General features: G+C 51.4%; 27 protein-coding genes. 20 read left to right on the top strand and 7 right to left on the bottom strand.

Annotated features, from left to right (window positions below):
• The first annotated feature begins 226 nt into the window (after positions 1 to 226).
• From ppiA to argD, 5 genes are all read left to right on the top strand, one after another.
• A complete protein-coding gene (ppiA, locus tag A1SC_RS08065; RefSeq protein ID WP_000477213.1) occupies positions 227 to 799 on the top strand; it encodes a peptidylprolyl isomerase A in 573 nt (190 codons plus the stop codon).
• A 104-nt stretch (positions 800 to 903) separates the two neighbouring features.
• A complete protein-coding gene (locus tag A1SC_RS08070) occupies positions 904 to 1,071 on the top strand; it encodes a YhfG family protein (RefSeq protein ID WP_000736867.1) in 168 nt (55 codons plus the stop codon).
• Positions 1,061 to 1,663, top strand: a complete 603-nt coding sequence (locus tag A1SC_RS08075) for a putative adenosine monophosphate-protein transferase Fic (RefSeq protein ID WP_001517209.1) — start codon at positions 1,061 to 1,063, stop codon at positions 1,661 to 1,663. Before A1SC_RS08070 ends, A1SC_RS08075 begins: the two co-directional genes overlap by 11 nt.
• Positions 1,664 to 1,694: 31 nt before the next feature.
• Entirely contained in the window at positions 1,695 to 2,258 is a 564-nt protein-coding gene (gene pabA, locus A1SC_RS08080; protein ID WP_000601889.1) for an aminodeoxychorismate synthase component 2, read from the top strand.
• 85 nt (positions 2,259 to 2,343) lie between these two features.
• Positions 2,344 to 3,564, top strand: coding sequence for a bifunctional acetylornithine/succinyldiaminopimelate transaminase (argD, locus tag A1SC_RS08085; RefSeq protein ID WP_000190011.1), 1,221 nt, complete (start codon positions 2,344 to 2,346; stop codon positions 3,562 to 3,564).
• A 109-nt stretch (positions 3,565 to 3,673) separates the two neighbouring features.
• On the opposite strand, the gene A1SC_RS08090 is transcribed toward argD, so the two are convergent.
• Together A1SC_RS08090 and crp are read right to left on the bottom strand one after the other, a co-directional pair.
• Positions 3,674 to 5,764 (bottom strand): YccS/YhfK family putative transporter, encoded by a 2,091-nt coding sequence (locus A1SC_RS08090; protein ID WP_001517208.1) that lies wholly within the window; start codon positions 5,762 to 5,764, stop codon positions 3,674 to 3,676.
• A 50-nt stretch (positions 5,765 to 5,814) separates the two neighbouring features.
• Positions 5,815 to 6,447, bottom strand: coding sequence for a cAMP-activated global transcriptional regulator CRP (gene crp, locus A1SC_RS08095; RefSeq protein WP_000242755.1), 633 nt, complete (start codon positions 6,445 to 6,447; stop codon positions 5,815 to 5,817).
• 301 nt (positions 6,448 to 6,748) lie between these two features.
• Between crp and A1SC_RS08100 the strand changes: the two genes are divergently transcribed.
• Positions 6,749 to 7,153: an OsmC family protein gene (locus tag A1SC_RS08100; protein WP_016262607.1), complete on the top strand. Its 405-nt coding sequence runs from the start codon at positions 6,749 to 6,751 to the stop codon at positions 7,151 to 7,153.
• Positions 7,154 to 7,207: 54 nt separating this feature from the next.
• Here A1SC_RS08100 and A1SC_RS08105 read toward each other — a convergent pair whose 3' ends face one another.
• The 4 genes from A1SC_RS08105 to A1SC_RS08120 are packed head-to-tail and all read right to left on the bottom strand — an operon-like array spanning position 7,208 to position 11,278.
• Complete coding sequence (locus A1SC_RS08105; protein ID WP_001274686.1) at positions 7,208 to 8,077, bottom strand: phosphoribulokinase; 870 nt, start codon at positions 8,075 to 8,077, stop codon at positions 7,208 to 7,210.
• A gap of 53 nt (positions 8,078 to 8,130) precedes the next feature.
• A complete protein-coding gene (locus tag A1SC_RS08110) occupies positions 8,131 to 8,349 on the bottom strand; it encodes a YheU family protein (protein ID WP_000907082.1) in 219 nt (72 codons plus the stop codon).
• Entirely contained in the window at positions 8,343 to 9,365 is a 1,023-nt protein-coding gene (locus A1SC_RS08115; protein WP_000079999.1) for a hydrolase, read from the bottom strand. Before A1SC_RS08115 ends, A1SC_RS08110 begins: the two co-directional genes overlap by 7 nt.
• Positions 9,365 to 11,278 carry an ABC transporter ATP-binding protein gene (locus tag A1SC_RS08120; RefSeq protein ID WP_000634831.1) on the bottom strand — a complete coding sequence of 638 codons (1,914 nt, stop codon included), beginning with the start codon at positions 11,276 to 11,278 and terminating at the stop codon, positions 9,365 to 9,367. The genes A1SC_RS08115 and A1SC_RS08120 overlap by 1 nt, the downstream gene beginning before the upstream one ends.
• Positions 11,279 to 11,407: 129 nt before the next feature.
• Between A1SC_RS08120 and kefG the strand changes: the two genes are divergently transcribed.
• The 4 genes from kefG to slyD all read left to right on the top strand — a co-directional run bounded on the left by kefG (position 11,408) and on the right by slyD (position 14,653).
• Positions 11,408 to 11,959, top strand: coding sequence for a glutathione-regulated potassium-efflux system ancillary protein KefG (gene kefG, locus A1SC_RS08125; RefSeq protein ID WP_001517205.1), 552 nt, complete (start codon positions 11,408 to 11,410; stop codon positions 11,957 to 11,959).
• Entirely contained in the window at positions 11,959 to 13,764 is a 1,806-nt protein-coding gene (gene kefB / locus A1SC_RS08130) for a glutathione-regulated potassium-efflux system protein KefB (RefSeq protein WP_016262606.1), read from the top strand. The genes kefG and kefB overlap by 1 nt, the downstream gene beginning before the upstream one ends.
• 9 nt (positions 13,765 to 13,773) lie before the next feature.
• Positions 13,774 to 13,974: a YheV family putative zinc ribbon protein gene (locus A1SC_RS08135; protein WP_001007731.1), complete on the top strand. Its 201-nt coding sequence runs from the start codon at positions 13,774 to 13,776 to the stop codon at positions 13,972 to 13,974.
• Between the two features lie 94 nt (positions 13,975 to 14,068).
• Positions 14,069 to 14,653: a peptidylprolyl isomerase gene (gene slyD, locus A1SC_RS08140; RefSeq protein ID WP_000861331.1), complete on the top strand. Its 585-nt coding sequence runs from the start codon at positions 14,069 to 14,071 to the stop codon at positions 14,651 to 14,653.
• Between the two features lie 48 nt (positions 14,654 to 14,701).
• On the opposite strand, the gene A1SC_RS08145 is transcribed toward slyD, so the two are convergent.
• Positions 14,702 to 14,920 (bottom strand): protein SlyX, encoded by a 219-nt coding sequence (locus tag A1SC_RS08145; protein ID WP_001153620.1) that lies wholly within the window; start codon positions 14,918 to 14,920, stop codon positions 14,702 to 14,704.
• Between the two features lie 219 nt (positions 14,921 to 15,139).
• Here A1SC_RS08145 and fkpA point away from each other — a divergent pair, with 219 nt between their 5' ends.
• The 10 genes from fkpA (at position 15,140) to bfd (ending at position 22,791) form a co-directional block, all read left to right on the top strand.
• On the top strand, positions 15,140 to 15,952 hold the full coding sequence (fkpA, locus tag A1SC_RS08150) for an FKBP-type peptidyl-prolyl cis-trans isomerase (protein WP_000838277.1): 813 nt from the start codon (positions 15,140 to 15,142) through the stop codon (positions 15,950 to 15,952).
• Between the two features lie 166 nt (positions 15,953 to 16,118).
• Positions 16,119 to 16,841 carry a helix-turn-helix transcriptional regulator gene (locus A1SC_RS08155; protein WP_000091466.1) on the top strand — a complete coding sequence of 241 codons (723 nt, stop codon included), beginning with the start codon at positions 16,119 to 16,121 and terminating at the stop codon, positions 16,839 to 16,841.
• Positions 16,841 to 17,227, top strand: a complete 387-nt coding sequence (gene tusD, locus A1SC_RS08160) for a sulfurtransferase complex subunit TusD (RefSeq protein WP_001209699.1) — start codon at positions 16,841 to 16,843, stop codon at positions 17,225 to 17,227. The genes A1SC_RS08155 and tusD overlap by 1 nt, the downstream gene beginning before the upstream one ends.
• Entirely contained in the window at positions 17,227 to 17,586 is a 360-nt protein-coding gene (gene tusC, locus A1SC_RS08165) for a sulfurtransferase complex subunit TusC (protein ID WP_001517204.1), read from the top strand. The genes tusD and tusC overlap by 1 nt, the downstream gene beginning before the upstream one ends.
• A 7-nt stretch (positions 17,587 to 17,593) precedes the next feature.
• Positions 17,594 to 17,881, top strand: coding sequence for a sulfurtransferase complex subunit TusB (gene tusB, locus A1SC_RS08170; RefSeq protein ID WP_000903393.1), 288 nt, complete (start codon positions 17,594 to 17,596; stop codon positions 17,879 to 17,881).
• A gap of 125 nt (positions 17,882 to 18,006) precedes the next feature.
• Positions 18,007 to 18,381, top strand: coding sequence for a 30S ribosomal protein S12 (rpsL, locus tag A1SC_RS08175; protein ID WP_000246815.1), 375 nt, complete (start codon positions 18,007 to 18,009; stop codon positions 18,379 to 18,381).
• A gap of 95 nt (positions 18,382 to 18,476) precedes the next feature.
• Entirely contained in the window at positions 18,477 to 18,947 is a 471-nt protein-coding gene (gene rpsG, locus A1SC_RS08180; RefSeq protein WP_001138043.1) for a 30S ribosomal protein S7, read from the top strand.
• A 96-nt stretch (positions 18,948 to 19,043) separates the two neighbouring features.
• Complete coding sequence (gene fusA / locus A1SC_RS08185; RefSeq protein ID WP_000124700.1) at positions 19,044 to 21,158, top strand: elongation factor G; 2,115 nt, start codon at positions 19,044 to 19,046, stop codon at positions 21,156 to 21,158.
• A 70-nt stretch (positions 21,159 to 21,228) separates the two neighbouring features.
• Positions 21,229 to 22,413: an elongation factor Tu gene (gene tuf, locus A1SC_RS08190; RefSeq protein WP_000031784.1), complete on the top strand. Its 1,185-nt coding sequence runs from the start codon at positions 21,229 to 21,231 to the stop codon at positions 22,411 to 22,413.
• Positions 22,414 to 22,596: 183 nt separating this feature from the next.
• Positions 22,597 to 22,791 (top strand): bacterioferritin-associated ferredoxin, encoded by a 195-nt coding sequence (gene bfd / locus A1SC_RS08195; RefSeq protein WP_000289090.1) that lies wholly within the window; start codon positions 22,597 to 22,599, stop codon positions 22,789 to 22,791.
• Positions 22,792 to 22,837: the final 46 nt, after the last annotated feature.

Raw genomic sequence — 22,837 nt, 5'->3', positions numbered from 1 at the left:
ATGCCGCGAGCGGGCGATTTTAGGTGATTTTGTGATCTGATTAAATATCTAATTGCAAACGGTTGCTAATTTGCAATATTTAAAGTGATTCTGATCACGGAATATAAGTGATCATCAGGTTACATATATTTCAAGTACGTAAAATTAGGTAAAGGAATGGCCTTGTCATTGAAGGCTATTTAGAATCTCTTCACTTGCTTTTTTTCTGCTCTGTTAAGGAAATCTCATGTTCAAATCGACCCTGGCAGCTTTTGTAGCTGTTTTCGCTCTTTCTGCTCTCTCACCTGTAGCAATGGCAGCGAAAGGGGACCCGCACGTATTGTTAACAACCTCTGCTGGTAATATCGAACTGGAGCTGGATAGCCAGAAAGCACCGGTATCAGTGCAAAACTTTGTCGATTATGTGAACAGCGGTTTTTATAACAACACCACTTTTCACCGGGTGATCCCGGGCTTTATGATTCAGGGCGGCGGTTTCACCGAGCAGATGCAGCAGAAAAAACCGAATCCGCCGATCAAAAATGAAGCTGATAACGGTCTGCGCAACACGCGCGGCACGATTGCTATGGCGCGTACTGCTGATAAAGACAGCGCAACCAGCCAGTTTTTTATTAACGTTGCCGATAACGCCTTCCTCGACCACGGCCAGCGTGATTTCGGCTACGCCGTCTTTGGTAAAGTGGTAAAAGGGATGGATGTCGCAGACAAGATTTCCCAGGTGCCGACTCATGATGTTGGTCCATACCAGAATGTGCCGTCAAAGCCGGTCGTTATCCTTTCCGCTAAAGTCCTGCCGTAACGATTTCTCGCGCGGGCAATATTGTCCGCGCATCTGCTCTCCCGGCGTAACCTGCATTTGCCGCTTATACTTGTGGCAAACGGACACGTTCAGGGAGGCATCAAGTGAAGAAACTCACCGATAAGCAAAAGTCCCGTCTTTGGGAACTTCAGCGTAATCGTAATTTCCAGGCCAGCCGCCGTCTCGAAGGTGTCGAGAGCCCCTTGGTGACGCTTACTGCCGCTGAGGCTTTGGTGCGCCTTGAAGAGCTAAGGAGGCACTATGAGCGATAAGTTCGGAGAAGGGCGCGACCCGTATCTTTATCCTGGCCTCGACATCATGCGTAACCGACTGGATATCCGCCAACAGCAGCGACTGGAGCAGGCCGCTTACGAAATGACGGCGCTGCGCGCCGCGACCATTGAGCTTGGTCCGCTGATGCGCGGTTTACCCCATTTGCGTGCTATTCATCGCCAGCTTTATCAGGATATTTTCGACTGGGCGGGCCAATTACGCGAAGTTGACATTTATCAAGGAGATACACCATTCTGCCACTTTGCCTATATCGAAAAAGAGGGCAATGCCCTGATGCAGGATCTGGAGGAAGAAGGTTATCTGGTCGGCCTTGAGAAAGAGAAGTTCGTTGAGCGGCTGGCACACTACTATTGTGAAATCAACGTCCTGCACCCATTCCGCGCGGGAAGTGGCCTTGCGCAGCGTATCTTCTTCGAACAACTGGCGATTCATGCTGGCTATCAATTGAGCTGGCTGGGCATCGAAAAAGAGGTGTGGAATCAGGCTAATCAGAGCGGGGCAATGGGCGATCTCTCTGCGCTGAAGACGATATTTAGCAAAGTGGTAAGCGAAGCCGGGGAATCTGAGTAAAATAGCGCGGTTCTTTCGTACCGGAGCCGCCATGATCCTGCTTATTGATAACTACGATTCTTTCACCTGGAACCTCTACCAGTATTTTTGTGAACTGGGGACGGATGTGCTGGTTAAGCGCAACGATGCGTTGACGCTGACGGATATTGACGCCCTTAAACCGCAGAAAATTGTCATATCGCCTGGACCCTGTACGCCAGATGAAGCCGGGATTTCCCTTGAGGTTATTCGTCACTATGCCGGACGGTTGCCGATTCTTGGCGTTTGCCTGGGGCATCAGGCGATGGCGCAGGTTTTCGGCGCTAAAGTGGTACGCGCCGCAAAGGTAATGCACGGCAAAACCTCACCCATTACGCATAACGGCGAAGGCGTATTTCAGGGGCTGGCAAATCCATTAACCGTGACGCGCTACCATTCACTGGTGGTGGACCCCGACTCGCTGCCGGAGTGTTTTGAAGTGACCGCCTGGAGCGAGACCCACGAGATTATGGGGATTCGCCATCGCCAGTGGGATCTCGAAGGGGTGCAATTTCATCCGGAAAGTATTCTTAGCGAACAGGGGCATCAGTTGCTGGCTAATTTCCTGCATCGCTGATTTCTGGTTGCCATTTAATGATTTTTTATGCATATTTTGTGATTATAATTTCATAATGATTTATGCGTAACAGGGTGATCATGAGATGGCAACTGAACAAACAGCAATTACACGCGCGACTTTCGATGAAGTGATTCTGCCGATTTATGCACCGGCAGAGTTTATTCCGGTAAAAGGCCAGGGTAGCCGAATCTGGGATCAACAGGGTAAGGAGTATGTCGATTTCGCGGGGGGGATTGCGGTTACGGCGTTAGGTCATTGCCATCCGGCGCTGGTGGAAGCGTTAAAAACCCAGGGCGAAACCTTGTGGCATATCAGCAACGTTTTCACCAATGAACCAGCATTACGTCTTGGGCGTAAACTGATTGAGGCGACCTTTGCCGAACGAGTGGTGTTTATGAACTCCGGGACGGAAGCCAACGAAACTGCCTTTAAACTGGCACGTCATTACGCTTGTGTGCGCCATAGCCCGTTCAAAACCAAAATTATTGCCTTCCATAACGCCTTTCATGGCCGATCATTGTTTACCGTCTCGGTGGGCGGCCAGCCGAAATATTCTGACGGCTTTGGGCCAAAACCGGCAGACATTATTCATGTTCCCTTTAACGATCTCCACGCGGTGAAAGCAGTGATGGATGATCATACCTGCGCAGTGGTTGTTGAGCCGATTCAGGGCGAGGGCGGCGTGACGGCTGCGACGCCGGAGTTTCTGCAGGGCTTGCGTGAACTGTGCGATCAACATCAGGCATTGCTGGTATTTGATGAAGTGCAGTGCGGGATGGGGCGGACAGGCGATTTATTTGCCTATATGCACTACGGCGTGACGCCGGATATCCTGACCTCCGCCAAAGCGTTAGGCGGTGGTTTCCCGATTAGCACCATGCTGACCACGGCGGAGATTGCGTCTGCGTTTCATCCTGGCTCGCACGGTTCCACCTACGGTGGTAATCCACTAGCCTGTGCGGTCGCTGGGGCGGCGTTTGATATCATCAATACGCCGGTCGTGCTGGAAGGCATTCAGGCGAAACGTCAGCGTTTTGTTGAGCATTTGCAGAAGATTGATCAGCAGTACGATGTGTTTAGCGATATTCGCGGCATGGGGCTGTTGATTGGTGCGGAGTTGAAACCACAATACAAAGGTAAGGCGCGTGATTTCCTTTATGCGGGTGCGGATGCAGGTGTAATGGTGCTGAACGCCGGACCAGATGTGGTGCGTTTTGCGCCGTCGCTGGTGGTGGAAGATGCGGATATCGACGAAGGGATGCAGCGTTTTGCCCGCGCAGTGGCGAAGGTGATTGCGGCGTAAAACGGGAGTAAGCCTGATAAGACGCGGTAAGCGTCGCACCAGGCAAAGGGCGTCGGATACGGCGTATGTGCCTTATCTGACCCTCGATTTTGTTCTGGCGATGAATAAATTACGCCTTCGAATCCCGCAACTTGCGACTCAACCAAATCCCGTGGTGTGGTCGCTGCCGCCAGGCCATTGCTGAAATGGTGTGCATCGTATTCAGATGGCCAATAACGCGTTGTAAATGCTGCTCCAGCGTGCCGGACGCACCTTCGTGTGGCAGCATCTCTGGCGAGTCGATGATATTGGCGTCACCAGAACTACCCGGTTCATCATATTCCAGTCGTTGCTGACAACGCTGAATGGCGATTTCACAAGACTGCAAGTACTCCTGCGCCAGTTCCGGCGGCAATGACCGGTGTTCCCGCGCCAGTGTGGTCATGGCATTGATATGTTCAACAATAAACTGACTATGTGTTACCCACAGTTTCATGTCTGCCAGATAATGGCTGTTAAACGCCGGTTCCTGCATCGCCTGATTCAGCGAGTTATACAGGGTGTTATGCGCCTGATTCACCCGCATTCGCTGCCAGGCAAGTGGCGTGGGTTGCGGATCTTTACTGAGGATCAGACGAATAGCCTCCTGGTAAGTTTCTAAGGCGTCATGGGCGTTCTTGCGCAGTAAACCACTCTGCCACTGCGGCCACAGCCATACCGTGCCACCGAAGGCAATCAGACAGCCGATGATGGTATCAATGAGGCGTGGGATGATGTATTGCTCACCATTCAGCCACAGCAGTTGCAGGGTATACACAGCGGTAATGGTAAAACCGACCGTCGCCCAGCCGTAGTTCTTACGCAATATCAGATAGCTGGCGAGCGTGGTAATCAGCATCAACGTCAGGGTGTAACCTTCGGGAATTTTAAAGTGCAGCGCAACACCCGCAATGATTAACCCGACCACGGTTCCCACAGAACGATTCACAATCCGCAGGCGAGTAGCGCCATAACCATTTTGCGTCACCAACAATACCGTCATTAATATCCAATAGGATTTCGGCAAATGCAGCGCGGTGCCCATCAGGCTGGCAACACTTAGCATCACACTCAATCGTCCGGCATTACGCAGCGCTGGCGATTTCAGGGAAAGATAGCTTTTCAGCGCCGGGAGTAACGGCATTCGCCGCTGTTTATCTGCCAGCAGATCGCGGGCATAAAGTGGTTTTTGCGTTCGTAGCACGCGGGCGATGCGACTAAAGTGCCAGTAGCAAAATTGTCCCACGGGGTTATCCGGATGCTGGCGGGCGATTTTTTCCAGCGCGCCAATTTGCTTATCCATCGTAAAACGTGTCGGCAGGCGATGATAAAGAATGTCATCAGCCAGCACGCGCAGGCGGGCGGCGACAGTTTGTGCATTCCAGCGGATAACCTCCTCCGCATGGCTCCGCTCGACCAGCTTTTGCACCTCTTCCGGCTGATGCAAACTGACCGAGATATGTTCCTGTAAGTCCAGCGCCTCCTGGAAAATACGCAGCATCCGCTTGTAGTCCGTATTATTTTGCGCGGAAAGCATATGCATTTGCTGATAGCACTGGGTAATTAAATCGACCGCTTTTTGCTGACGCACCAACAATGGTGGCAGAGCATTTTCGGGATCGGTGTGCTGAGTAAGCAGGCTGTATTTGGCTTCACAGTAATCCGCCAGTTCACGGTACAGCAGGCTAAGCGACTCGCGTAACGGTTGCTCACGCCAGAGCCAGAACCAGAACCAGTTAAACAGTCCATACCAGAGCGTGCCTAACGCGTAGATGAGCAACGGTTCCCAGACCGGCATATATCCCGCCAGACTGAGGGTAAAAATGGCGGCGAGTAGCGATGCGGGAAGTAATTTTGCGTGCAATGGCCCTAACTCAGCAGTGACGCCAAGTATCAACGTTAACCCCGTCAGCAGAAAGGGTAGGGGGATATCTTTTTCCAGCAGCAGTTGCGTTAGCAAGCTACAAGTGGCAAACAGCGACGCACCAATGATTAAGCGTTTGAAAAAACGCTTATGAGGAGTATCAAGCCCCGCAATATTGCAACAGGCGGGGACGAGAGAAAAGAGCAGCCCGAGTCTTAATTCGCCAAGCAATAGACCAACGGCCACGGGCAAACATAGCACCAGTGTTTGTCGTAGTGCGTAGTTGATGTCGGGATGATAAATCAGTCTGCGCCACATCGGCTTAAACAAAACGGCGCGCTACCAGGTAACGCGCCACTCCGATGGGATCAACGGGTGCCGTAAACGACGATGGTTTTTCCGTGTGCAGAGATCAGGTTCTGATCTTCCAGCATCTTCAGAATACGTCCCACGGTTTCACGAGAACAGCCAACAATCTGACCGATTTCCTGACGGGTAATTTTGATTTGCATACCGTCCGGGTGAGTCATGGCATCGGGTTGTTTCGCCAGATTCAGCAGTGTCTGTGCAATACGACCTGTAACGTCAAGGAATGCCAGGTTGCCCACTTTCTCTGAAGTGACTTGCAGACGACGCGCCATCTGTGCGGAGAGACGCATCAGAATATCCGGGTTCACCTGAATTAATTGACGGAATTTTTTGTAGGAAATCTCAGCTACTTCACAGGCGGTTTTCGCACGTACCCATGCGCTACGTTCCTGGCCTTCTTCAAACAGGCCCAATTCGCCAATAAAATCACCCTGATTCAGATAGGAGAGGATCATTTCTTTACCCTCCTCGTCTTTAATCAGCACTGCCACAGAGCCTTTAACGATGTAATACAGCGTTTCCGCTTTTTCACCCTGGTGAATAAGCGTGCTCTTGGATGGGTACTTATGAATGTGGCAATGAGACAAGAACCATTCGAGAGTCGGGTCTGTTTGCGGTTTGCCAAGCACCATGCGCGGTTATCCTCTGTTATAAGCTTTCTCCAGAGCCAGAAAACGCCGCTGTCTCTGGATTGCCGAAATGTGCTTCCCGCTACCTGGGAAGGGGCTATCAACTGAACTGCACGGTAATGTGACGTCCTTTACATACATGCAGTACATCAATGTATTACTGTAGCATCCTGACTGTTTTAGCATAGCTTTCGCGTTGTGTCTCCTGGTGTCTCGCTTCAGCATGACCCAGGTCGCCTTCCGTTGCGCGATTTGGTCAGTACGCGTACTCTGTCAGGAAAATTGACGCAATGGAGTTCCGATTATGCAAGCGCGTGTGAAGTGGGTCGAAGGGTTAACTTTTTTGGGCGAGTCAGCCTCGGGTCACCAGATTTTAATGGACGGTAACTCTGGCGATAAAGCGCCAAGTCCGATGGAAATGGTGTTGATGGCGGCAGGCGGTTGCAGCGCCATTGATGTGGTTTCTATCCTGCAAAAAGGGCGTCAGGATGTGGTCGATTGTGAAGTAAAATTGACCTCTGAACGCCGCGAAGAGGCACCGCGCCTGTTTACGCACATCAATTTGCATTTTATCGTCACAGGTCACGACCTGAAGGAGGCGGCGGTTTCGCGAGCGGTGGATCTCTCTGCCGAGAAGTATTGTTCGGTAGCGCTGATGCTAGAGAAAGCCGTGAATATTACCCACTCCTATGAAGTGATAGCCGCGTGATTTAATGATTAAAATATGATGCCGGATATTATTTTATCCGGCATATAAGAACATTTACTCGATTTTCTTCCCTTCCATCAGTCGTTGTACCAGCGGCAGCATAATTAACTCCATTGCCAGACCCATTTTACCTCCCGGCACCACTAACGTATTGATGTGGGAAATGAATGAGCCTTGTAACATCGCCAGCAGCCAGGGGAAATCGATCCCTTCCAGATTACGAAAATGAATCACCACAAAACTTTCATCCAACGACGGGATGCCTTTTGCAGCGAAAGGGTTAGACGTGTCAACAGTGGGGACGCGCTGGAAGTTGATATGAGTGCGGGAAAACTGCGGCGTGATGTAGTTGATATAGTCTTCCATTGAGCGCACTACCGAGTCCATCACTGCTTCTCGTGAGTGTCCGCGCTCGCCAGTATCGCGGATGAGTTTTTGAATCCACTCCAGGTTAACGATAGGCACGACCCCAACCAATAAATCTACATGCTGCGCGACGTTATGTTGTGGCGTAACCACGCCGCCGTGCAATCCTTCATAAAACAGCACATCGGTCGGTTCTGGCAGCGCCTGCCACGGGGTAAACGTACCGGGCACCTGGTTCCACGGCACGGCTTCATCGTAGGTGTGCAGATATTTGCGCGACTGGCCTTTGCCGCTCAGCCCGTATTCAGTGAAGGTTTGTTCCAGCAGGCCGAAGTCGTTGGCCTCGGGACCGAAGTAGCTGATATGCCGCCCGGCATCGCGCGCTTTGCGGATCGCCATGTCCATTTCCGGGCGGGTGTAACGGTGAAAACTGTCGCCTTCCACCTCGGCTGCATGCAGATTTAACTGCGCGAATATTTTACGAAACGCGAGGCTGGTGGTGGTGGTCCCCGCGCCGCTGGATCCTGTTACTGCAATGACCGGATGTTTGGCAGACATAGTAACTCCATGACCTGGCTATCATTATTATCTTGTCCGCCGACGGTTGCAGGTTATTCGCGAAACTGACTACGCGGCATGATATTGACCGTTTCGTGCAGCTCCGACCATACCAGCACCGCTTCTCCGCATTGTAGCTGGCGTTTGACGTCGGCGGTTTTCTGTTCAAGTGTACGCTCATGTTCACCATAATCTGTGCCTTCGCGTAACACAAAACTTTCAATTAAATTTTCCAGCGTTTCGGGGGAGAGGTCTTGCCAGGGAATCAACATGATTTCGCCTCCAGATACATTGATAACCAGTCAGGAATGCGTGACTCAAGCCACATTTGCGGGTGGAGTAACGTACCGCTAATGAAGCCAACGTGACCGCCATGTTCGGTCAGTTGATACTCCACCTGCGTGGGTAAATTTTCCGGTTTAGGGATCACCTGATGATCCATAAACGGATCGTCTTTGGCATGAATAATTAGTGTCGGTTTGGCGATCCGATTGAGCAGCGGCATGGCGCTACACTGACGATAATAGTCGATGGCGTCAGCATAGCCGTGAATTTTGGCGGTGATCAGATCGTCAAATTCGCGGATGCGGCGCACCGATTTCAACTGCGAGAGATCTATCGGCAGTGTTCCGGGGTACGCCTTCAGTTTACGCGCTGCATTGGCTTTTAACAGATTCACCAGGTAACGCTGATAAACGCGGGAGAAGCCTTTATCCATGTGATAGCTACAGGCTTCCAGCATAAACGGCGCGGAGACAATTACCGCCGCCTCAATCGGGACGTCATTGCCTTCTTTAGCCAGCAGACAAGCCAGCATATTACCGCCAAGCGAATAGCCCACGGCAGCCGTTGGCGCATGACCAAATTCGCGTTGTAGCCAGCGTAAAAACCAACTGGCATCTTCCGTCTCACCAGAGTGATAAATGCGGTGCATCCGGTTTGGTTCACCGCTACAACCGCGAAAATGCATCACTACGCCAAGCCAACCACGCTTTTGCGCTGCCTCGACCAGACCATGTGCGTAAGGGCTATTCAGACTGCCTTCGAGACCATGAAAAACCACCAGACGCGGTTTATGTTGCGCTTGTGTGGGATCTTCACTCCACGCGAGATCGACAAAATCACCGTCAGGCAATTCCAGCCGCTGCCAGTGTGGGGTGAATTTCACCTGACGACGAAACAGACGCGGCAGCATGGTTTGCAGATGGCAATTACTGAAGCCACGCATGGGGGTGAATTCAGCACTACTGCTGGCGTCGTTAAGATCGGTCGTCGTTACTTGCGCCATTAGTTGCTTTGGCCTTCCAGCAGCATTTGTTCCAGTTGCTCCTGGGCTTCCAGCCATGCCATTTCGCACTCTTCCAGCCCGGATTTGGCGCTGGCTTGCTGTTGCAGACAAGCGGTCAGTTCTGCTTTACGGCTCTGGTCGTATAGCTCGCTGTCGCCCAATTTTTCTTCTGCCTGTGCCAGTTGTGCATTCAGCTTTTCCATCTCTTTTTCCAGACGGGCGATTTCTTTACGTAGCGGCTGGGTTTGCGCACGCAGCTCTGCTTCCCGACGCTTCTGATCTTTACGTGCCTGGGCGCTGTTAGCGTTTTCTTTCGGCGCTTCGTCAGATTGGTTTTCCTGCTTCTGAACGTCGCTCAACCACTGTTGATAATCCTCCAGATCGCCATCGAACGGTTCGACTTTACGATCGTGAACCAGATAGAGATCGTCAGTGGTGGAACGCAGTAAGTGACGGTCGTGCGAAACGACAACCAGCGCGCCTTCAAACTCGATCAACGCTTCGGTTAGTGCCTGGCGCATGTCGAGGTCAAGGTGGTTGGTCGGTTCGTCGAGCAGCAGCAGATTCGGACGCTGCCAGACGATCAGCGCCAGCACCAGCCGTGCTTTTTCCCCACCGGAGAAACGGCGGGTTTCTTCCGTTACTTTATCGCCCTGGAAACCAAAGCCGCCGAGGTAGTCTCGCAGTTTTTGTTCCAGCTCTTGCGGTGCTAAACGCGCCAGATGTTGAATGGGCGATTCATCTGCGCGCAGGTATTCCAGTTGATGCTGAGCGAAGTAACCGAGTTTAATCCCTTTCGCCAGGCCAATTTCACCGCTAATCGGCGCAAGTTCACCGGCTAACAATTTGATTAATGTTGATTTACCTGCGCCGTTGCGGCCTAACAGACCAATGCGCGAACCGGGGACCAGATTCAGTTTGATCGAGTCGAGAATAATGCGATCGCCATAACCCGCGCTGACCTTTTCCATCTTCAGCAATGGATTAGGCAGGCTTTCCGGCGCGCGGAAGCTAAAACGGAAAGGGTTATCGACGTGCGCGGGGGCAATCAGCTCCATGCGCTCGAGCATCTTAATGCGGCTCTGGGCTTGCTTCGCTTTGGTGGCTTTGGCGCGGAAACGGTCGATATAACTTTGCAGATGCGCCACGCGCTCCTGCTGGCTTTCGTACATCGCCTGTTGCTGCGCCAGACGGGTGGCGCGCTGCACTTCAAACGAACTGTAGTTGCCGGTGTACTCGAACATGCTTTGCTGTTCGATATGAATGATTTTATCGACGATCGGATCGAGGAAGTCGCGGTCGTGAGAGATAAGGATCAGCGTGCCCTGATAGCTCTTCAGCCATTTTTCCAGCCAGATAACTGCATCGAGATCGAGGTGGTTAGTCGGTTCGTCGAGCAGCAGCAAGTCTGAACGGCAAATCAGTGCCTGGGCGAGGTTAAGGCGCATTCGCCAGCCACCAGAGAAATCGCTCACCGGATACTCCAGTTGCTCATTGCTGAAACCGAGGCCATGCAGCAGGCTGGCGGCGCGGGAGCGAATACTCCACGCGTCGATAGCATCCAGCTTGCCGTGAATGGTCGCAATAGCATGTCCGTCGTTACGTTCGTTAGCATCCTGAAGTTGCGCTTCCAGTTGGCGATATTCGCGGTCGCCATCAATGACATATTCCAGTGCCGCTTGCGGTAGCGCCGGCGTTTCCTGATTCACCCACGCCAGTTGCCAGCTACCAGGAAAGGTGTAGCTGCCGCCATCGGCGCTGATTTCATTTTTCAGCAATGCCAGTAGGGTAGATTTACCGCAGCCGTTTTTACCCACCAGGCCGACTTTCTGGCCAGGGTTAATAGTGGCGGTGGCATTATCCAGCAGGACGCGCACGCCGCGACGAATTTGTAACGAGGAGAAAACAATCATAAGGCGCCGTATGTTCAGACTATGTTAAATTATCATTATGATAATGTAGTGTATGGGCGAGCTGCCGCTCCGGGCGCAATGGTAGCCCAAAACAGCGACTATACACAAAACCATACCGGGAGGGGGATGATGTCTCAGCCAGCGAAAGTTTTGCTGCTGTATGCCCATCCGGAATCTCAGGACTCGGTGGCAAACCGGGTACTGCTTAAACCGGCCACGCAGCTCAGCAATGTTACCGTGCACGACCTTTACGCGCACTATCCCGATTTTTTTATTGATATTCCCCGTGAGCAGGCATTACTGCGTGAGCACGAGGTGATTGTTTTTCAGCATCCGCTTTATACCTACAGTTGCCCGGCGTTACTGAAAGAGTGGCTTGACCGGGTGTTAAGCCGTGGGTTTGCCAGCGGGCCGGGAGGAAACCAACTGGCGGGAAAGTACTGGCGTAGCGTGATCACCACCGGCGAACCAGAAAGTGCCTACCGTTATGACGCGCTGAATCGTTATCCGATGAGCGATGTTCTGCGCCCCTTTGAACTGGCGGCGGGCATGTGCCGGATGCATTGGTTAAGCCCCATCATTATTTACTGGGCGAGACGGCAAAGCGCACAGGAGCTGGCGAGTCACGCCAGAGCCTACAGCGACTGGCTGGCAAATCCGCTGCCCGTGGGAGGTCGCTGATGGAAGGTTCCGATTTTTTACTTGCAGGAGTGCTGTTTCTCTTCGCGGCGGTGGCTGCGGTGCCACTGGCATCGCGGCTGGGCATTGGTGCGGTGTTGGGATATTTGCTGGCTGGAATTGCGATTGGTCCGTGGGGACTGGGGTTTATTAGCGACGTCGATGAGATCCTCCACTTTTCGGAACTTGGCGTGGTGTTCCTGATGTTTATCATCGGGCTCGAGTTGAATCCTTCCAAGCTCTGGCAATTGCGGCGCTCCATTTTTGGCGTCGGCGCAGCGCAGGTGCTGTTAAGCGCGGCGTTGCTGGCAGGATTATTGATGCTGACGGACTTTGCCTGGCAGGCGGCAGTTGTGGGGGGAATTGGTCTGGCGATGTCTTCAACCGCAATGGCGTTGCAGCTAATGCGCGAGAAAGGGATGAATCGCAGCGAATCCGGTCAGTTAGGTTTCTCGGTGTTGCTGTTTCAGGATCTGGCGGTGATCCCGGCGCTGGCGTTAGTGCCGTTATTGGCGGGATCGGCAGACGAACATTTCGACTGGATGAAGGTCGGCATGAAGGTGCTGGCGTTTGTCGGCATGTTGATCGGCGGGCGCTATTTGCTGCGCCCGGTATTTCGCTTTATTGCGGCTTCAGGTGTGCGGGAAGTATTCACCGCCGCGACGTTACTGCTGGTGCTGGGGTCTGCGTTATTTATGGATGCGCTGGGGCTGTCGATGGCGCTCGGTACGTTTATTGCGGGCGTGTTGCTGGCGGAGAGCGAATATCGCCATGAACTGGAAACGGCTATCGATCCGTTTAAAGGCTTGCTGCTTGGACTGTTTTTTATCTCCGTCGGGATGTCGCTCAACCTTGGGGTGCTTTATACCCATCTTCTGTGGGTGGTGATAAGTGTGGTTGTGCTGGTAGCGGTGAAAATTCTCGTGCTGTATCTGCTGGCGAGGCTGTATGGTGTGCGCAGCTCCGAGCGGATGCAGTTTGCTGGTGTGCTGAGTCAGGGCGGTGAGTTTGCCTTTGTGCTCTTTTCTACAGCCTCTTCACAACGATTGTTTCAGGGCGATCAGATGGCGCTGTTGTTGGTGACAGTTACGCTTTCCATGATGACCACACCGCTGTTGATGAAGCTTGTGGATAAGTGGCTATCCCGCCAGTTCAACGCCCCGGAAGAAGAGGATGAAAAACCGTGGGTAAACGATGATAAACCGCAAGTGATTGTGGTGGGCTTCGGACGTTTTGGTCAGGTGATTGGTCGTTTGCTGATGGCGAATAAAATGCGCATTACCGTGCTGGAGCGGGATATCAGCGCGGTTAACCTGATGCGCAAATATGGCTACAAAGTATATTACGGCGACGCTACGCAAGTTGACCTGTTGCGCTCTGCGGGTGCAGAAGCCGCAGAATCCATCGTCATTACCTGCAATGAACCGGAAGACACCATGAAACTGGTGGAAATATGCCAGCAACACTTCCCGCATTTGCATATTCTTGCGCGAGCGCGCGGACGTGTGGAAGCGCATGAGTTATTACAGGCAGGGGTGACGCAGTTTTCCCGTGAAACATTCTCCAGTGCGTTAGAGCTGGGGCGCAAAACGCTGGTTACGCTTGGGATGCACCCGCATCAGGCACAGCGGGCACAGCTCCATTTTCGTCGCCTGGATATGCGTATGTTGCGGGAGTTAATCCCGATGCATGCCGATACCGTACAAATTTCTCGCGCCAGGGAAGCCCGACGCGAACTGGAAGAGATTTTCCAGCGTGAGATGCAACAAGAACGACGTCAGCTCGACGGCTGGGATGAATTTGAGTAGAGGGTGAATATGGCAATACGAAAACGCTTTATCGCTGGTGCAAAATGTCCAGCCTGTCAGGCGCAGGATTCAATGGCGATGTGGCGCGAAAATAATATTGATATTGTTGAATGCGTTAAGTGCGGACACCAAATGCGGGAAGCGGATAAAGAAGCCCGCGATCACGTTCGCAAAGATGAGCAAGTTATCGGGATTTTTTATCCGGACTAGCGATATGCGCTGAGTTTTTTTAAGCTAGTGAGTACACGGCTGCAGAATTCCGCTACAATCTGCGCCACAATTCTTCCCATGCTCAGGAGATATCATGAAAGTAGCAAAAGACCTGGTGGTCAGCCTGGCCTATCAGGTACGTACAGAAGACGGTGTGTTGGTTGATGAGTCTCCGGTGAGTGCGCCGCTGGACTACCTGCATGGTCACGGTTCCCTGATCTCTGGCCTGGAAACGGCGCTGGAAGGTCATGAAGTTGGCGACAAATTTGATGTCGCTGTTGGCGCGAACGACGCTTACGGTCAGTACGACGAAAACCTGGTTCAGCGCGTTCCTAAAGACGTATTTATGGGCGTTGACGAACTGCAGGTGGGTATGCGCTTCCTGGCTGAAACCGACCAGGGTCCAGTACCGGTTGAAATCACTGCCGTTGAAGACGATCACGTTGTGGTTGACGGTAACCACATGCTGGCTGGTCAGAATCTGAAATTCAACGTTGAAGTTGTGGCGATTCGTGAAGCGACCGAAGAGGAACTGGCTCACGGTCACGTTCATGGTGCGCACGATCATCACCACGATCACGACGGTTGCTGCGGCGGTCATGGCCACGATCACGGTCATGAACACGGTGGCGAAGGTTGCTGTGGCGGTAAAGGTAACGGCGGTTGCGGTTGCCACTAAGGCAGAACAGGTGACAAAAAAGCGGGGAATTCCCCGCTTTTTTTCGCCTCAATAGTGCGGAGGTGGCGTTTCTTCAGCCTGTGACGCGATGTTCGACGGCTGACTGGCTTTTAACTTCTCGGTCAGCAGACGCAGATGATCGCGCAGTTTTGCCATCTCCATTTCATGAGCGGTCACCGTGACGTTCAGTTCTTCAATGGTGATTTCCTGAAAAGCCAGTCGGCTCTCCAGCTCTGCCAGGCGTGCTTCCATTGATAAATCCTGCATGATTCACCTCTTTTGTCGAATGGTCGCCGCGGATTCTACTTAACTTTGTTGCCAGAGACAGCACTCATTTTGTGGCATCGAAACTAATTTAAACAAAAAGAGTCTGAAAATAGATGATAATAGGGCGTGTCTGTATGTAGATTTATCCGACAACGCTTTATAGTACCCTTCTGATAATAGTTAACCCTGGGGTGAGATGCCCCGATCCTGGAGATATGGATGAAATCACTGTTTAAAGTAACGCTGCTGGCGACCACAATGGCTGTTGCCCTGCATACACCAATCACTTTTGCTGCCGAAGCGGCGAAACCTGCTACAACTGCTGACAGCAAAGCAGCGTTCAAAAATGACGATCAGAAATCAGCTTACGCACTGGGCGCTTCGCTGGGTCGTTACATGGAAAATTCTCTGAAAGAACAAGAAAAGTTGGGCATTAAACTGGATAAAGATCAGCTGATCGCTGGCGTTCAGGATGCATTTGCTGATAAGAGCAAACTTTCCGATCAAGAGATCGAACAGACTCTGCAAGCGTTTGAAGCACGCGTGAAATCCTCCGCTCAGGCGAAGATGGAAAAAGATGCGGCTGATAACGAAGCGAAAGGTAAAGAGTACCGCGAGAAATTTGCCAAAGAGAAAGGTGTGAAAACCTCTTCTACTGGCCTGGTGTATCAAGTCCTGGATGCCGGTAAAGGTGAAGCACCGAAAGACAGCGACACTGTTGTGGTGAACTACAAAGGTACGCTGATCGACGGTAAAGAGTTCGATAACTCTTACACCCGTGGTGAACCGCTCTCCTTCCGTCTGGATGGTGTAATCCCGGGCTGGACTGAAGGTCTGAAGAACATTAAGAAAGGCGGCAAGATTAAGCTGGTTATTCCACCAGAACTGGCTTACGGCAAAGCGGGGGTTCCGGGGATCCCACCGAATTCTACCCTGGTGTTTGACGTAGAGCTGCTGGATGTGAAACCAGCGCCGAAGGCTGATACGAAGCCAGAAGCAGATGCTAAAGCAGCAGATTCTGCTAAAAAATAAGCATTAAAAACCGCCGCCTGACCAGGCGGCGGTTTTTTTATTGCAGGCCGGATATAATTAGTGCTGGAAAGCGGAACCTCCGCTGTATTAATTTAATTACCCGCATCATTAATGAGCCTGCCCTGAAAAGTTAACGACAGGCTCCTGAAAAGGAGTGTTTTTTTTCATGTCCAGGTCGCTTTTAACCAACGAAACCAGTGAGTTGGATTTACTGGATCAACGTCCTTTCGACCAGACCGATTTTGATATTCTGAAATCCTACGAAGCGGTGGTGGACGGGTTAGCGATGCTCATTGGCTCCCACTGTGAAATCGTTTTGCACTCTTTGCAGGATTTAAAATGTTCAGCCATTCGTATTGCCAACGGTGAACATACAGGCCGGAAGATTGGTTCGCCAATTACCGATCTGGCGCTGCGTATGCTGCACGATATGACGGGGGCGGATAGCAGCGTTTCTAAATGCTACTTTACTCGCGCCAAAAGCGGAGTATTAATGAAGTCCCTGACAATCGCCATTCGTAACCGCGAACAGCGAGTGATTGGTCTGCTATGTATCAATATGAATCTTGATGTTCCTTTCTCGCAGATTATGAGCACTTTTGTGCCGCCAGAAACCCCGGATGTCGGTTCAAGCGTCAACTTTGCCTCTTCTGTTGAAGATCTGGTTACCCAAACGCTGGAGTTCACCATTGAAGAAGTGAACGCCGATCGCAATGTTTCTAATAACGCCAAAAATCGCCAGATCGTGCTGAATCTTTACGAGAAAGGCATCTTCGACATCAAAGACGCGATCAACCAGGTGGCTGACCGTCTGAATATCTCCAAACATACTGTCTATCTCTATATCCGTCAGTTCAAGAGCGGTGATTTCCAGGGGCAAGATAAGTAATGCGTTTTGCCATTGTGGTAACCGGGCCAGCATACGGTACGCAACAGGCGAGTAGTGCTTTTCAGTTTGCGCAGGCGCTGATAGCCGAAGGTCATGAGCTGAGTAGCGTCTTTTTCTACCGGGAAGGTGTCTACAACGCCAACCAGTTGACCTCTCCCGCGAGTGATGAATTTGACCTTGTGCGCGGCTGGCAGCAATTGAATACACAACACGGCGTGATGCTGAATATCTGTGTGGCGGCAGCATTACGTCGCGGTATTGTCGATGAAACCGAGGCTGGAAGATTAGGTCTGGCATCAGCTAATCTCCAGCCGGGCTTTACCTTAAGTGGCCTTGGCGCTCTGGCGGAAGCCTCGCTGACCTGCGACAGGGTGGTACAGTTCTGATGAAACGAATTGCGTTTGTCTTTTCTACTGCACCTCACGGCACAGCGGCTGGCCGTGAAGGATTAGATGCATTACTCGCAACCTCCGCATTAACTGACGATATTGCAGTTTTCTTTATTGCCGATGGTGTTTTTCAAATTCTGCCAGGCCAAAAGCCCGATGTAGTGCTGGCGCGTGATTACATCGCTACCTTTAAACTGCTGGGGCTTTACGACATTGAACAGTGTTGGGTTTGTGCGGCTTCACTACGTGAACGCGGGTTAAATCCGGAGACACCATTGGTCGTGGAAGCCACGCCGCTCGAAGCTGAAACATTACGTCGTGAGCTTGGCAATTATGATGTTATTTTAAGATTTTGAGGCGTCCATGCTGCACACATTACATCGCTCCCCCTGGTTGACGGATTTTTCTGCACTGCTGCGTCTGCTCGGTGAGGGCGACGAACTGCTGTTATTGCAGGATGGCGTAACTGCCGCAGTTGACGGTAACCGCTACCTTGAAAGTCTACGTAATGCCCCCATTAAGGTCTATGCCCTGAACGAAGACCTCATTGCTCGCGGTTTGAGTGGTCAAATTTCGAACGATATCATCCGAATTGACTATACTGATTTCGTCAGACTTACGGTTAAGCACACCAGTCAGATGGCCTGGTGACGGCGGGATCGTTGTATATTTCTTGACACCTTTTCGACACCGCCCTAAAATTCGGCGTCCTCATATTGTGTGAGGACGTTTTATTACGTGTTTACGAAGCAAAAGCTAAAACCAGGAGCTATTTAATGGCAACAGTTAACCAGCTGGTACGCAAACCACGTGCTCGCAAAGTTGCGAAAAGCAACGTGCCTGCGCTGGAAGCATGCCCGCAAAAACGTGGCGTATGTACTCGTGTATATACTACCACTCCTAAAAAACCGAACTCCGCACTGCGTAAAGTATGCCGTGTTCGTCTGACTAACGGTTTCGAAGTGACTTCCTACATCGGTGGTGAAGGTCACAACTTGCAGGAACACTCCGTGATCCTGATCCGTGGCGGTCGTGTTAAAGACCTCCCGGGTGTTCGTTACCACACCGTACGTGGTGCGCTTGACTGCTCCGGCGTTAAAGACCGTAAGCAGGCTCGTTCCAAGTATGGCGTGAAGCGTCCTAAGGCTTAATGGTTCTCCGTTAAGTAAGGCCAAACGTTTTAAATTAATGTCAAACTAAACTCGTAGAGTTTTGGACAATCCTGAATTAACAACGGAGTATTTCCATGCCACGTCGTCGCGTCATTGGTCAGCGTAAAATTCTGCCAGATCCGAAGTTCGGATCAGAACTGCTGGCTAAATTTGTAAATATCCTGATGGTAGATGGTAAAAAATCTACTGCTGAATCTATCGTATACAGCGCGCTGGAGACCCTGGCTCAGCGTTCTGGTAAATCTGAACTGGAAGCATTCGAAGTAGCTCTCGAAAACGTGCGCCCGACTGTCGAAGTTAAGTCTCGCCGCGTTGGTGGTTCTACTTATCAGGTCCCAGTTGAAGTCCGTCCGGTTCGTCGTAATGCTCTGGCAATGCGTTGGATCGTTGAAGCTGCTCGTAAACGCGGTGATAAATCCATGGCTCTGCGCCTGGCGAACGAACTTTCCGATGCTGCAGAAAACAAAGGCACTGCAGTTAAGAAACGTGAAGACGTTCACCGTATGGCCGAAGCCAACAAGGCGTTCGCACACTACCGTTGGTAATCCCTTCGGAGTTTTAGTCACCAGGCGGGCGCTTCCAGTAAGCAGCCCGCTTTGGGCTACTTAAATTGAACGCCTAAAAGATAAACGAGGAAACAAATGGCTCGTACAACACCCATCGCACGCTACCGTAACATCGGTATCAGTGCGCACATCGACGCCGGTAAAACCACTACTACCGAACGTATTCTGTTCTACACCGGTGTAAACCATAAAATCGGTGAAGTTCATGACGGCGCTGCAACCATGGACTGGATGGAGCAGGAGCAGGAACGTGGTATTACCATCACTTCCGCTGCGACTACTGCATTCTGGTCTGGTATGGCTAAGCAGTATGAGCCGCATCGCATCAACATCATCGACACCCCGGGGCACGTTGACTTCACAATCGAAGTAGAACGTTCCATGCGTGTTCTCGATGGTGCGGTAATGGTTTACTGCGCAGTTGGTGGTGTTCAGCCGCAGTCTGAAACCGTATGGCGTCAGGCAAACAAATATAAAGTTCCGCGCATTGCGTTCGTTAACAAAATGGACCGCATGGGTGCGAACTTCCTGAAAGTTGTTAACCAGATCAAAACCCGTCTGGGCGCGAACCCGGTTCCGCTGCAGTTGGCGATTGGTGCTGAAGAACATTTCACCGGTGTTGTTGACCTGGTGAAAATGAAAGCTATCAACTGGAACGATGCTGACCAGGGCGTAACCTTCGAATACGAAGATATCCCGGCAGACATGGTTGAACTGGCTAACGAATGGCACCAGAACCTGATCGAATCCGCGGCTGAAGCTTCTGAAGAGCTGATGGAAAAATACCTGGGTGGTGAAGAACTGACTGAAGCAGAAATCAAAGGTGCTCTGCGTCAGCGCGTTCTGAACAACGAAATCATCCTGGTAACCTGTGGTTCTGCGTTCAAGAACAAAGGTGTTCAGGCGATGCTGGATGCGGTAATTGATTACCTGCCATCCCCGGTTGACGTACCTGCGATCAACGGTATCCTGGACGACGGTAAAGACACTCCGGCTGAACGTCACGCAAGTGATGACGAGCCGTTCTCTGCACTGGCGTTCAAAATTGCTACCGACCCGTTTGTTGGTAACCTGACCTTCTTCCGTGTGTACTCCGGTGTGGTTAACTCTGGTGATACCGTACTGAACTCCGTGAAAGCTGCACGTGAGCGTTTCGGCCGTATCGTTCAGATGCATGCTAACAAACGTGAAGAGATCAAAGAAGTTCGCGCGGGCGACATCGCTGCTGCAATCGGTCTGAAAGACGTAACCACTGGTGACACCCTGTGTGACCCGGATGCGCCGATCATTCTGGAACGTATGGAATTCCCTGAGCCGGTAATCTCCATCGCAGTAGAACCGAAAACCAAAGCTGACCAGGAAAAAATGGGTCTGGCTCTGGGCCGTCTGGCTAAAGAAGACCCGTCTTTCCGTGTATGGACTGACGAAGAATCTAACCAGACCATCATCGCGGGTATGGGTGAGCTGCACCTCGACATCATCGTTGACCGTATGAAGCGTGAATTCAACGTTGAAGCGAACGTAGGTAAACCGCAGGTTGCTTACCGTGAAACTATCCGCCAGAAAGTTACCGATGTTGAAGGTAAACACGCGAAACAGTCTGGTGGTCGTGGTCAGTATGGTCATGTTGTTATCGACATGTACCCGCTGGAGCCGGGTTCAAACCCGAAAGGCTACGAGTTCATCAACGACATTAAAGGTGGTGTAATCCCTGGCGAATACATCCCGGCCGTTGATAAAGGTATCCAGGAACAACTGAAAGCTGGCCCGCTGGCAGGCTACCCGGTAGTAGACATGGGTATTCGTCTGCACTTCGGTTCTTACCATGACGTTGACTCCTCTGAACTGGCGTTTAAACTGGCTGCTTCTATCGCCTTTAAAGAAGGCTTTAAGAAAGCGAAACCAGTTCTGCTTGAGCCGATCATGAAGGTTGAAGTAGAAACTCCTGAAGAGAACACCGGTGACGTTATCGGTGACTTGAGCCGTCGTCGTGGTATGCTCAAAGGTCAGGAATCTGAAGTTACTGGCGTTAAGATCCACGCTGAAGTACCGCTGTCTGAAATGTTCGGATATGCAACTCAGCTGCGCTCTCTGACCAAAGGTCGCGCATCATACACTATGGAATTCCTGAAGTATGATGAAGCGCCGAGTAACGTTGCTCAGGCCGTAATTGAAGCCCGTGGTAAATAAGCCTCAGGGTTAATACCAAAGTCCCGTGCTCTCTCCTGAAGGGGAGAGCACTATAGTAAGGAATATAGCCGTGTCTAAAGAAAAATTTGAACGTACAAAACCGCACGTTAACGTTGGTACTATCGGCCACGTTGACCACGGTAAAACTACTCTGACCGCTGCAATCACCACCGTACTGGCTAAAACCTACGGCGGTGCTGCTCGTGCATTCGACCAGATCGATAACGCGCCGGAAGAAAAAGCTCGTGGTATCACCATCAACACTTCTCACGTTGAATACGACACCCCGACCCGTCACTACGCACACGTAGACTGCCCGGGGCACGCCGACTATGTTAAAAACATGATCACTGGTGCTGCTCAGATGGACGGCGCGATCCTGGTTGTTGCTGCGACTGACGGCCCGATGCCGCAGACCCGTGAGCACATCCTGCTGGGTCGTCAGGTAGGCGTTCCGTACATCATCGTGTTCCTGAACAAATGCGACATGGTTGATGACGAAGAGCTGCTGGAACTGGTTGAAATGGAAGTTCGTGAACTTCTGTCTCAGTACGACTTCCCGGGCGACGACACTCCGATCGTTCGTGGTTCTGCACTGAAAGCGCTGGAAGGCGACGCAGAGTGGGAAGCGAAAATCCTGGAACTGGCTGGCTTCCTGGATTCTTACATTCCGGAACCAGAGCGTGCGATTGACAAGCCGTTCCTGCTGCCGATCGAAGACGTATTCTCCATCTCCGGTCGTGGTACTGTTGTTACCGGTCGTGTGGAACGCGGTATCATCAAAGTTGGCGAAGAAGTTGAAATCGTTGGTATCAAAGAAACTCAGAAGTCTACCTGTACTGGCGTTGAAATGTTCCGCAAACTGCTGGACGAAGGCCGTGCTGGTGAGAACGTAGGTGTTCTGCTGCGTGGTATCAAACGTGAAGAAATCGAACGTGGTCAGGTACTGGCTAAGCCGGGCACCATCAAGCCGCACACCAAGTTCGAATCTGAAGTGTACATTCTGTCCAAAGATGAAGGCGGCCGTCATACTCCGTTCTTCAAAGGCTACCGTCCGCAGTTCTACTTCCGTACTACTGACGTGACTGGTACTATCGAACTGCCGGAAGGCGTAGAGATGGTAATGCCGGGCGACAACATCAAAATGGTTGTTACCCTGATCCACCCGATCGCGATGGACGACGGTCTGCGTTTCGCAATCCGTGAAGGCGGCCGTACCGTTGGTGCGGGCGTTGTAGCTAAAGTTCTGAGCTAATTACTCGTTAATTAGTTTTGAATTGAAAAGGGCGCTTCGGCGCCCTTTTTGCTGCCCGTAATTTATTCTGGAAATATTTAGTCGTAATTCTTGCTCGCTGTACCGTGGTGCAAATAAAATTGTGCTATTGTAATCATAACTATTCTCATTTACACTTTGCGCAGAATTTGAACGGGAGTAATCATGTACGTTTGTTTGTGTAATGGTGTAAGTGACAAAAAAATTCGTCAGGCGGTACGTCAATTTCATCCTCAGTCTTTTCAACAATTACGTAAGTTTATTCCTGTGGGAAATCAATGTGGTAAGTGCATTCGCGCCGCACGCGAAGTGATGCAGGATGAGTTGATGCAGATGCCCGAATTTAAAGAGATTGCCTGAAGCCCGCGCTTATTTTTTGACATCCCGCTAGCCCCATCTACGCTCT

Origin of the sequence: Escherichia sp. KTE52, assembly GCF_000408325.1 — a bacterium.
Taxonomy (GTDB): Bacteria; Pseudomonadota; Gammaproteobacteria; order Enterobacterales; family Enterobacteriaceae; genus Escherichia; species Escherichia marmotae.
This window is presented reverse-complemented; position numbering and strand designations above follow the sequence as displayed.

Excerpts from the sequence above, each read along its gene's own strand:
- ppiA (WP_000477213.1), top strand. The coding sequence starts at position 227 with ATGTTCAAATCGACCCTGGCAGCTTTTGTAGCTGTTTTCGCTCTTTCT.
- A1SC_RS08075 (WP_001517209.1), top strand. The coding sequence starts at position 1,061 with ATGAGCGATAAGTTCGGAGAAGGGCGCGACCCGTATCTTTATCCTGGC.
- pabA (WP_000601889.1), top strand. The coding sequence starts at position 1,695 with ATGATCCTGCTTATTGATAACTACGATTCTTTCACCTGGAACCTCTAC.
- argD (WP_000190011.1), top strand. The coding sequence starts at position 2,344 with ATGGCAACTGAACAAACAGCAATTACACGCGCGACTTTCGATGAAGTG.
- A1SC_RS08090 (WP_001517208.1), bottom strand. The coding sequence starts at position 5,764 with ATGTGGCGCAGACTGATTTATCATCCCGACATCAACTACGCACTACGA.
- crp (WP_000242755.1), bottom strand. The coding sequence starts at position 6,447 with ATGGTGCTTGGCAAACCGCAAACAGACCCGACTCTCGAATGGTTCTTG.
- A1SC_RS08100 (WP_016262607.1), top strand. The coding sequence starts at position 6,749 with ATGCAAGCGCGTGTGAAGTGGGTCGAAGGGTTAACTTTTTTGGGCGAG.
- A1SC_RS08105 (WP_001274686.1), bottom strand. The coding sequence starts at position 8,077 with ATGTCTGCCAAACATCCGGTCATTGCAGTAACAGGATCCAGCGGCGCG.
- A1SC_RS08110 (WP_000907082.1), bottom strand. The coding sequence starts at position 8,349 with ATGTTGATTCCCTGGCAAGACCTCTCCCCCGAAACGCTGGAAAATTTA.
- A1SC_RS08115 (WP_000079999.1), bottom strand. The coding sequence starts at position 9,365 with ATGGCGCAAGTAACGACGACCGATCTTAACGACGCCAGCAGTAGTGCT.
- A1SC_RS08120 (WP_000634831.1), bottom strand. The coding sequence starts at position 11,278 with ATGATTGTTTTCTCCTCGTTACAAATTCGTCGCGGCGTGCGCGTCCTG.
- kefG (WP_001517205.1), top strand. The coding sequence starts at position 11,408 with ATGTCTCAGCCAGCGAAAGTTTTGCTGCTGTATGCCCATCCGGAATCT.
- kefB (WP_016262606.1), top strand. The coding sequence starts at position 11,959 with ATGGAAGGTTCCGATTTTTTACTTGCAGGAGTGCTGTTTCTCTTCGCG.
- A1SC_RS08135 (WP_001007731.1), top strand. The coding sequence starts at position 13,774 with ATGGCAATACGAAAACGCTTTATCGCTGGTGCAAAATGTCCAGCCTGT.
- slyD (WP_000861331.1), top strand. The coding sequence starts at position 14,069 with ATGAAAGTAGCAAAAGACCTGGTGGTCAGCCTGGCCTATCAGGTACGT.
- A1SC_RS08145 (WP_001153620.1), bottom strand. The coding sequence starts at position 14,920 with ATGCAGGATTTATCAATGGAAGCACGCCTGGCAGAGCTGGAGAGCCGA.
- fkpA (WP_000838277.1), top strand. The coding sequence starts at position 15,140 with ATGAAATCACTGTTTAAAGTAACGCTGCTGGCGACCACAATGGCTGTT.
- A1SC_RS08155 (WP_000091466.1), top strand. The coding sequence starts at position 16,119 with ATGTCCAGGTCGCTTTTAACCAACGAAACCAGTGAGTTGGATTTACTG.
- tusD (WP_001209699.1), top strand. The coding sequence starts at position 16,841 with ATGCGTTTTGCCATTGTGGTAACCGGGCCAGCATACGGTACGCAACAG.
- tusC (WP_001517204.1), top strand. The coding sequence starts at position 17,227 with ATGAAACGAATTGCGTTTGTCTTTTCTACTGCACCTCACGGCACAGCG.
- tusB (WP_000903393.1), top strand. The coding sequence starts at position 17,594 with ATGCTGCACACATTACATCGCTCCCCCTGGTTGACGGATTTTTCTGCA.
- rpsL (WP_000246815.1), top strand. The coding sequence starts at position 18,007 with ATGGCAACAGTTAACCAGCTGGTACGCAAACCACGTGCTCGCAAAGTT.
- rpsG (WP_001138043.1), top strand. The coding sequence starts at position 18,477 with ATGCCACGTCGTCGCGTCATTGGTCAGCGTAAAATTCTGCCAGATCCG.
- fusA (WP_000124700.1), top strand. The coding sequence starts at position 19,044 with ATGGCTCGTACAACACCCATCGCACGCTACCGTAACATCGGTATCAGT.
- bfd (WP_000289090.1), top strand. The coding sequence starts at position 22,597 with ATGTACGTTTGTTTGTGTAATGGTGTAAGTGACAAAAAAATTCGTCAG.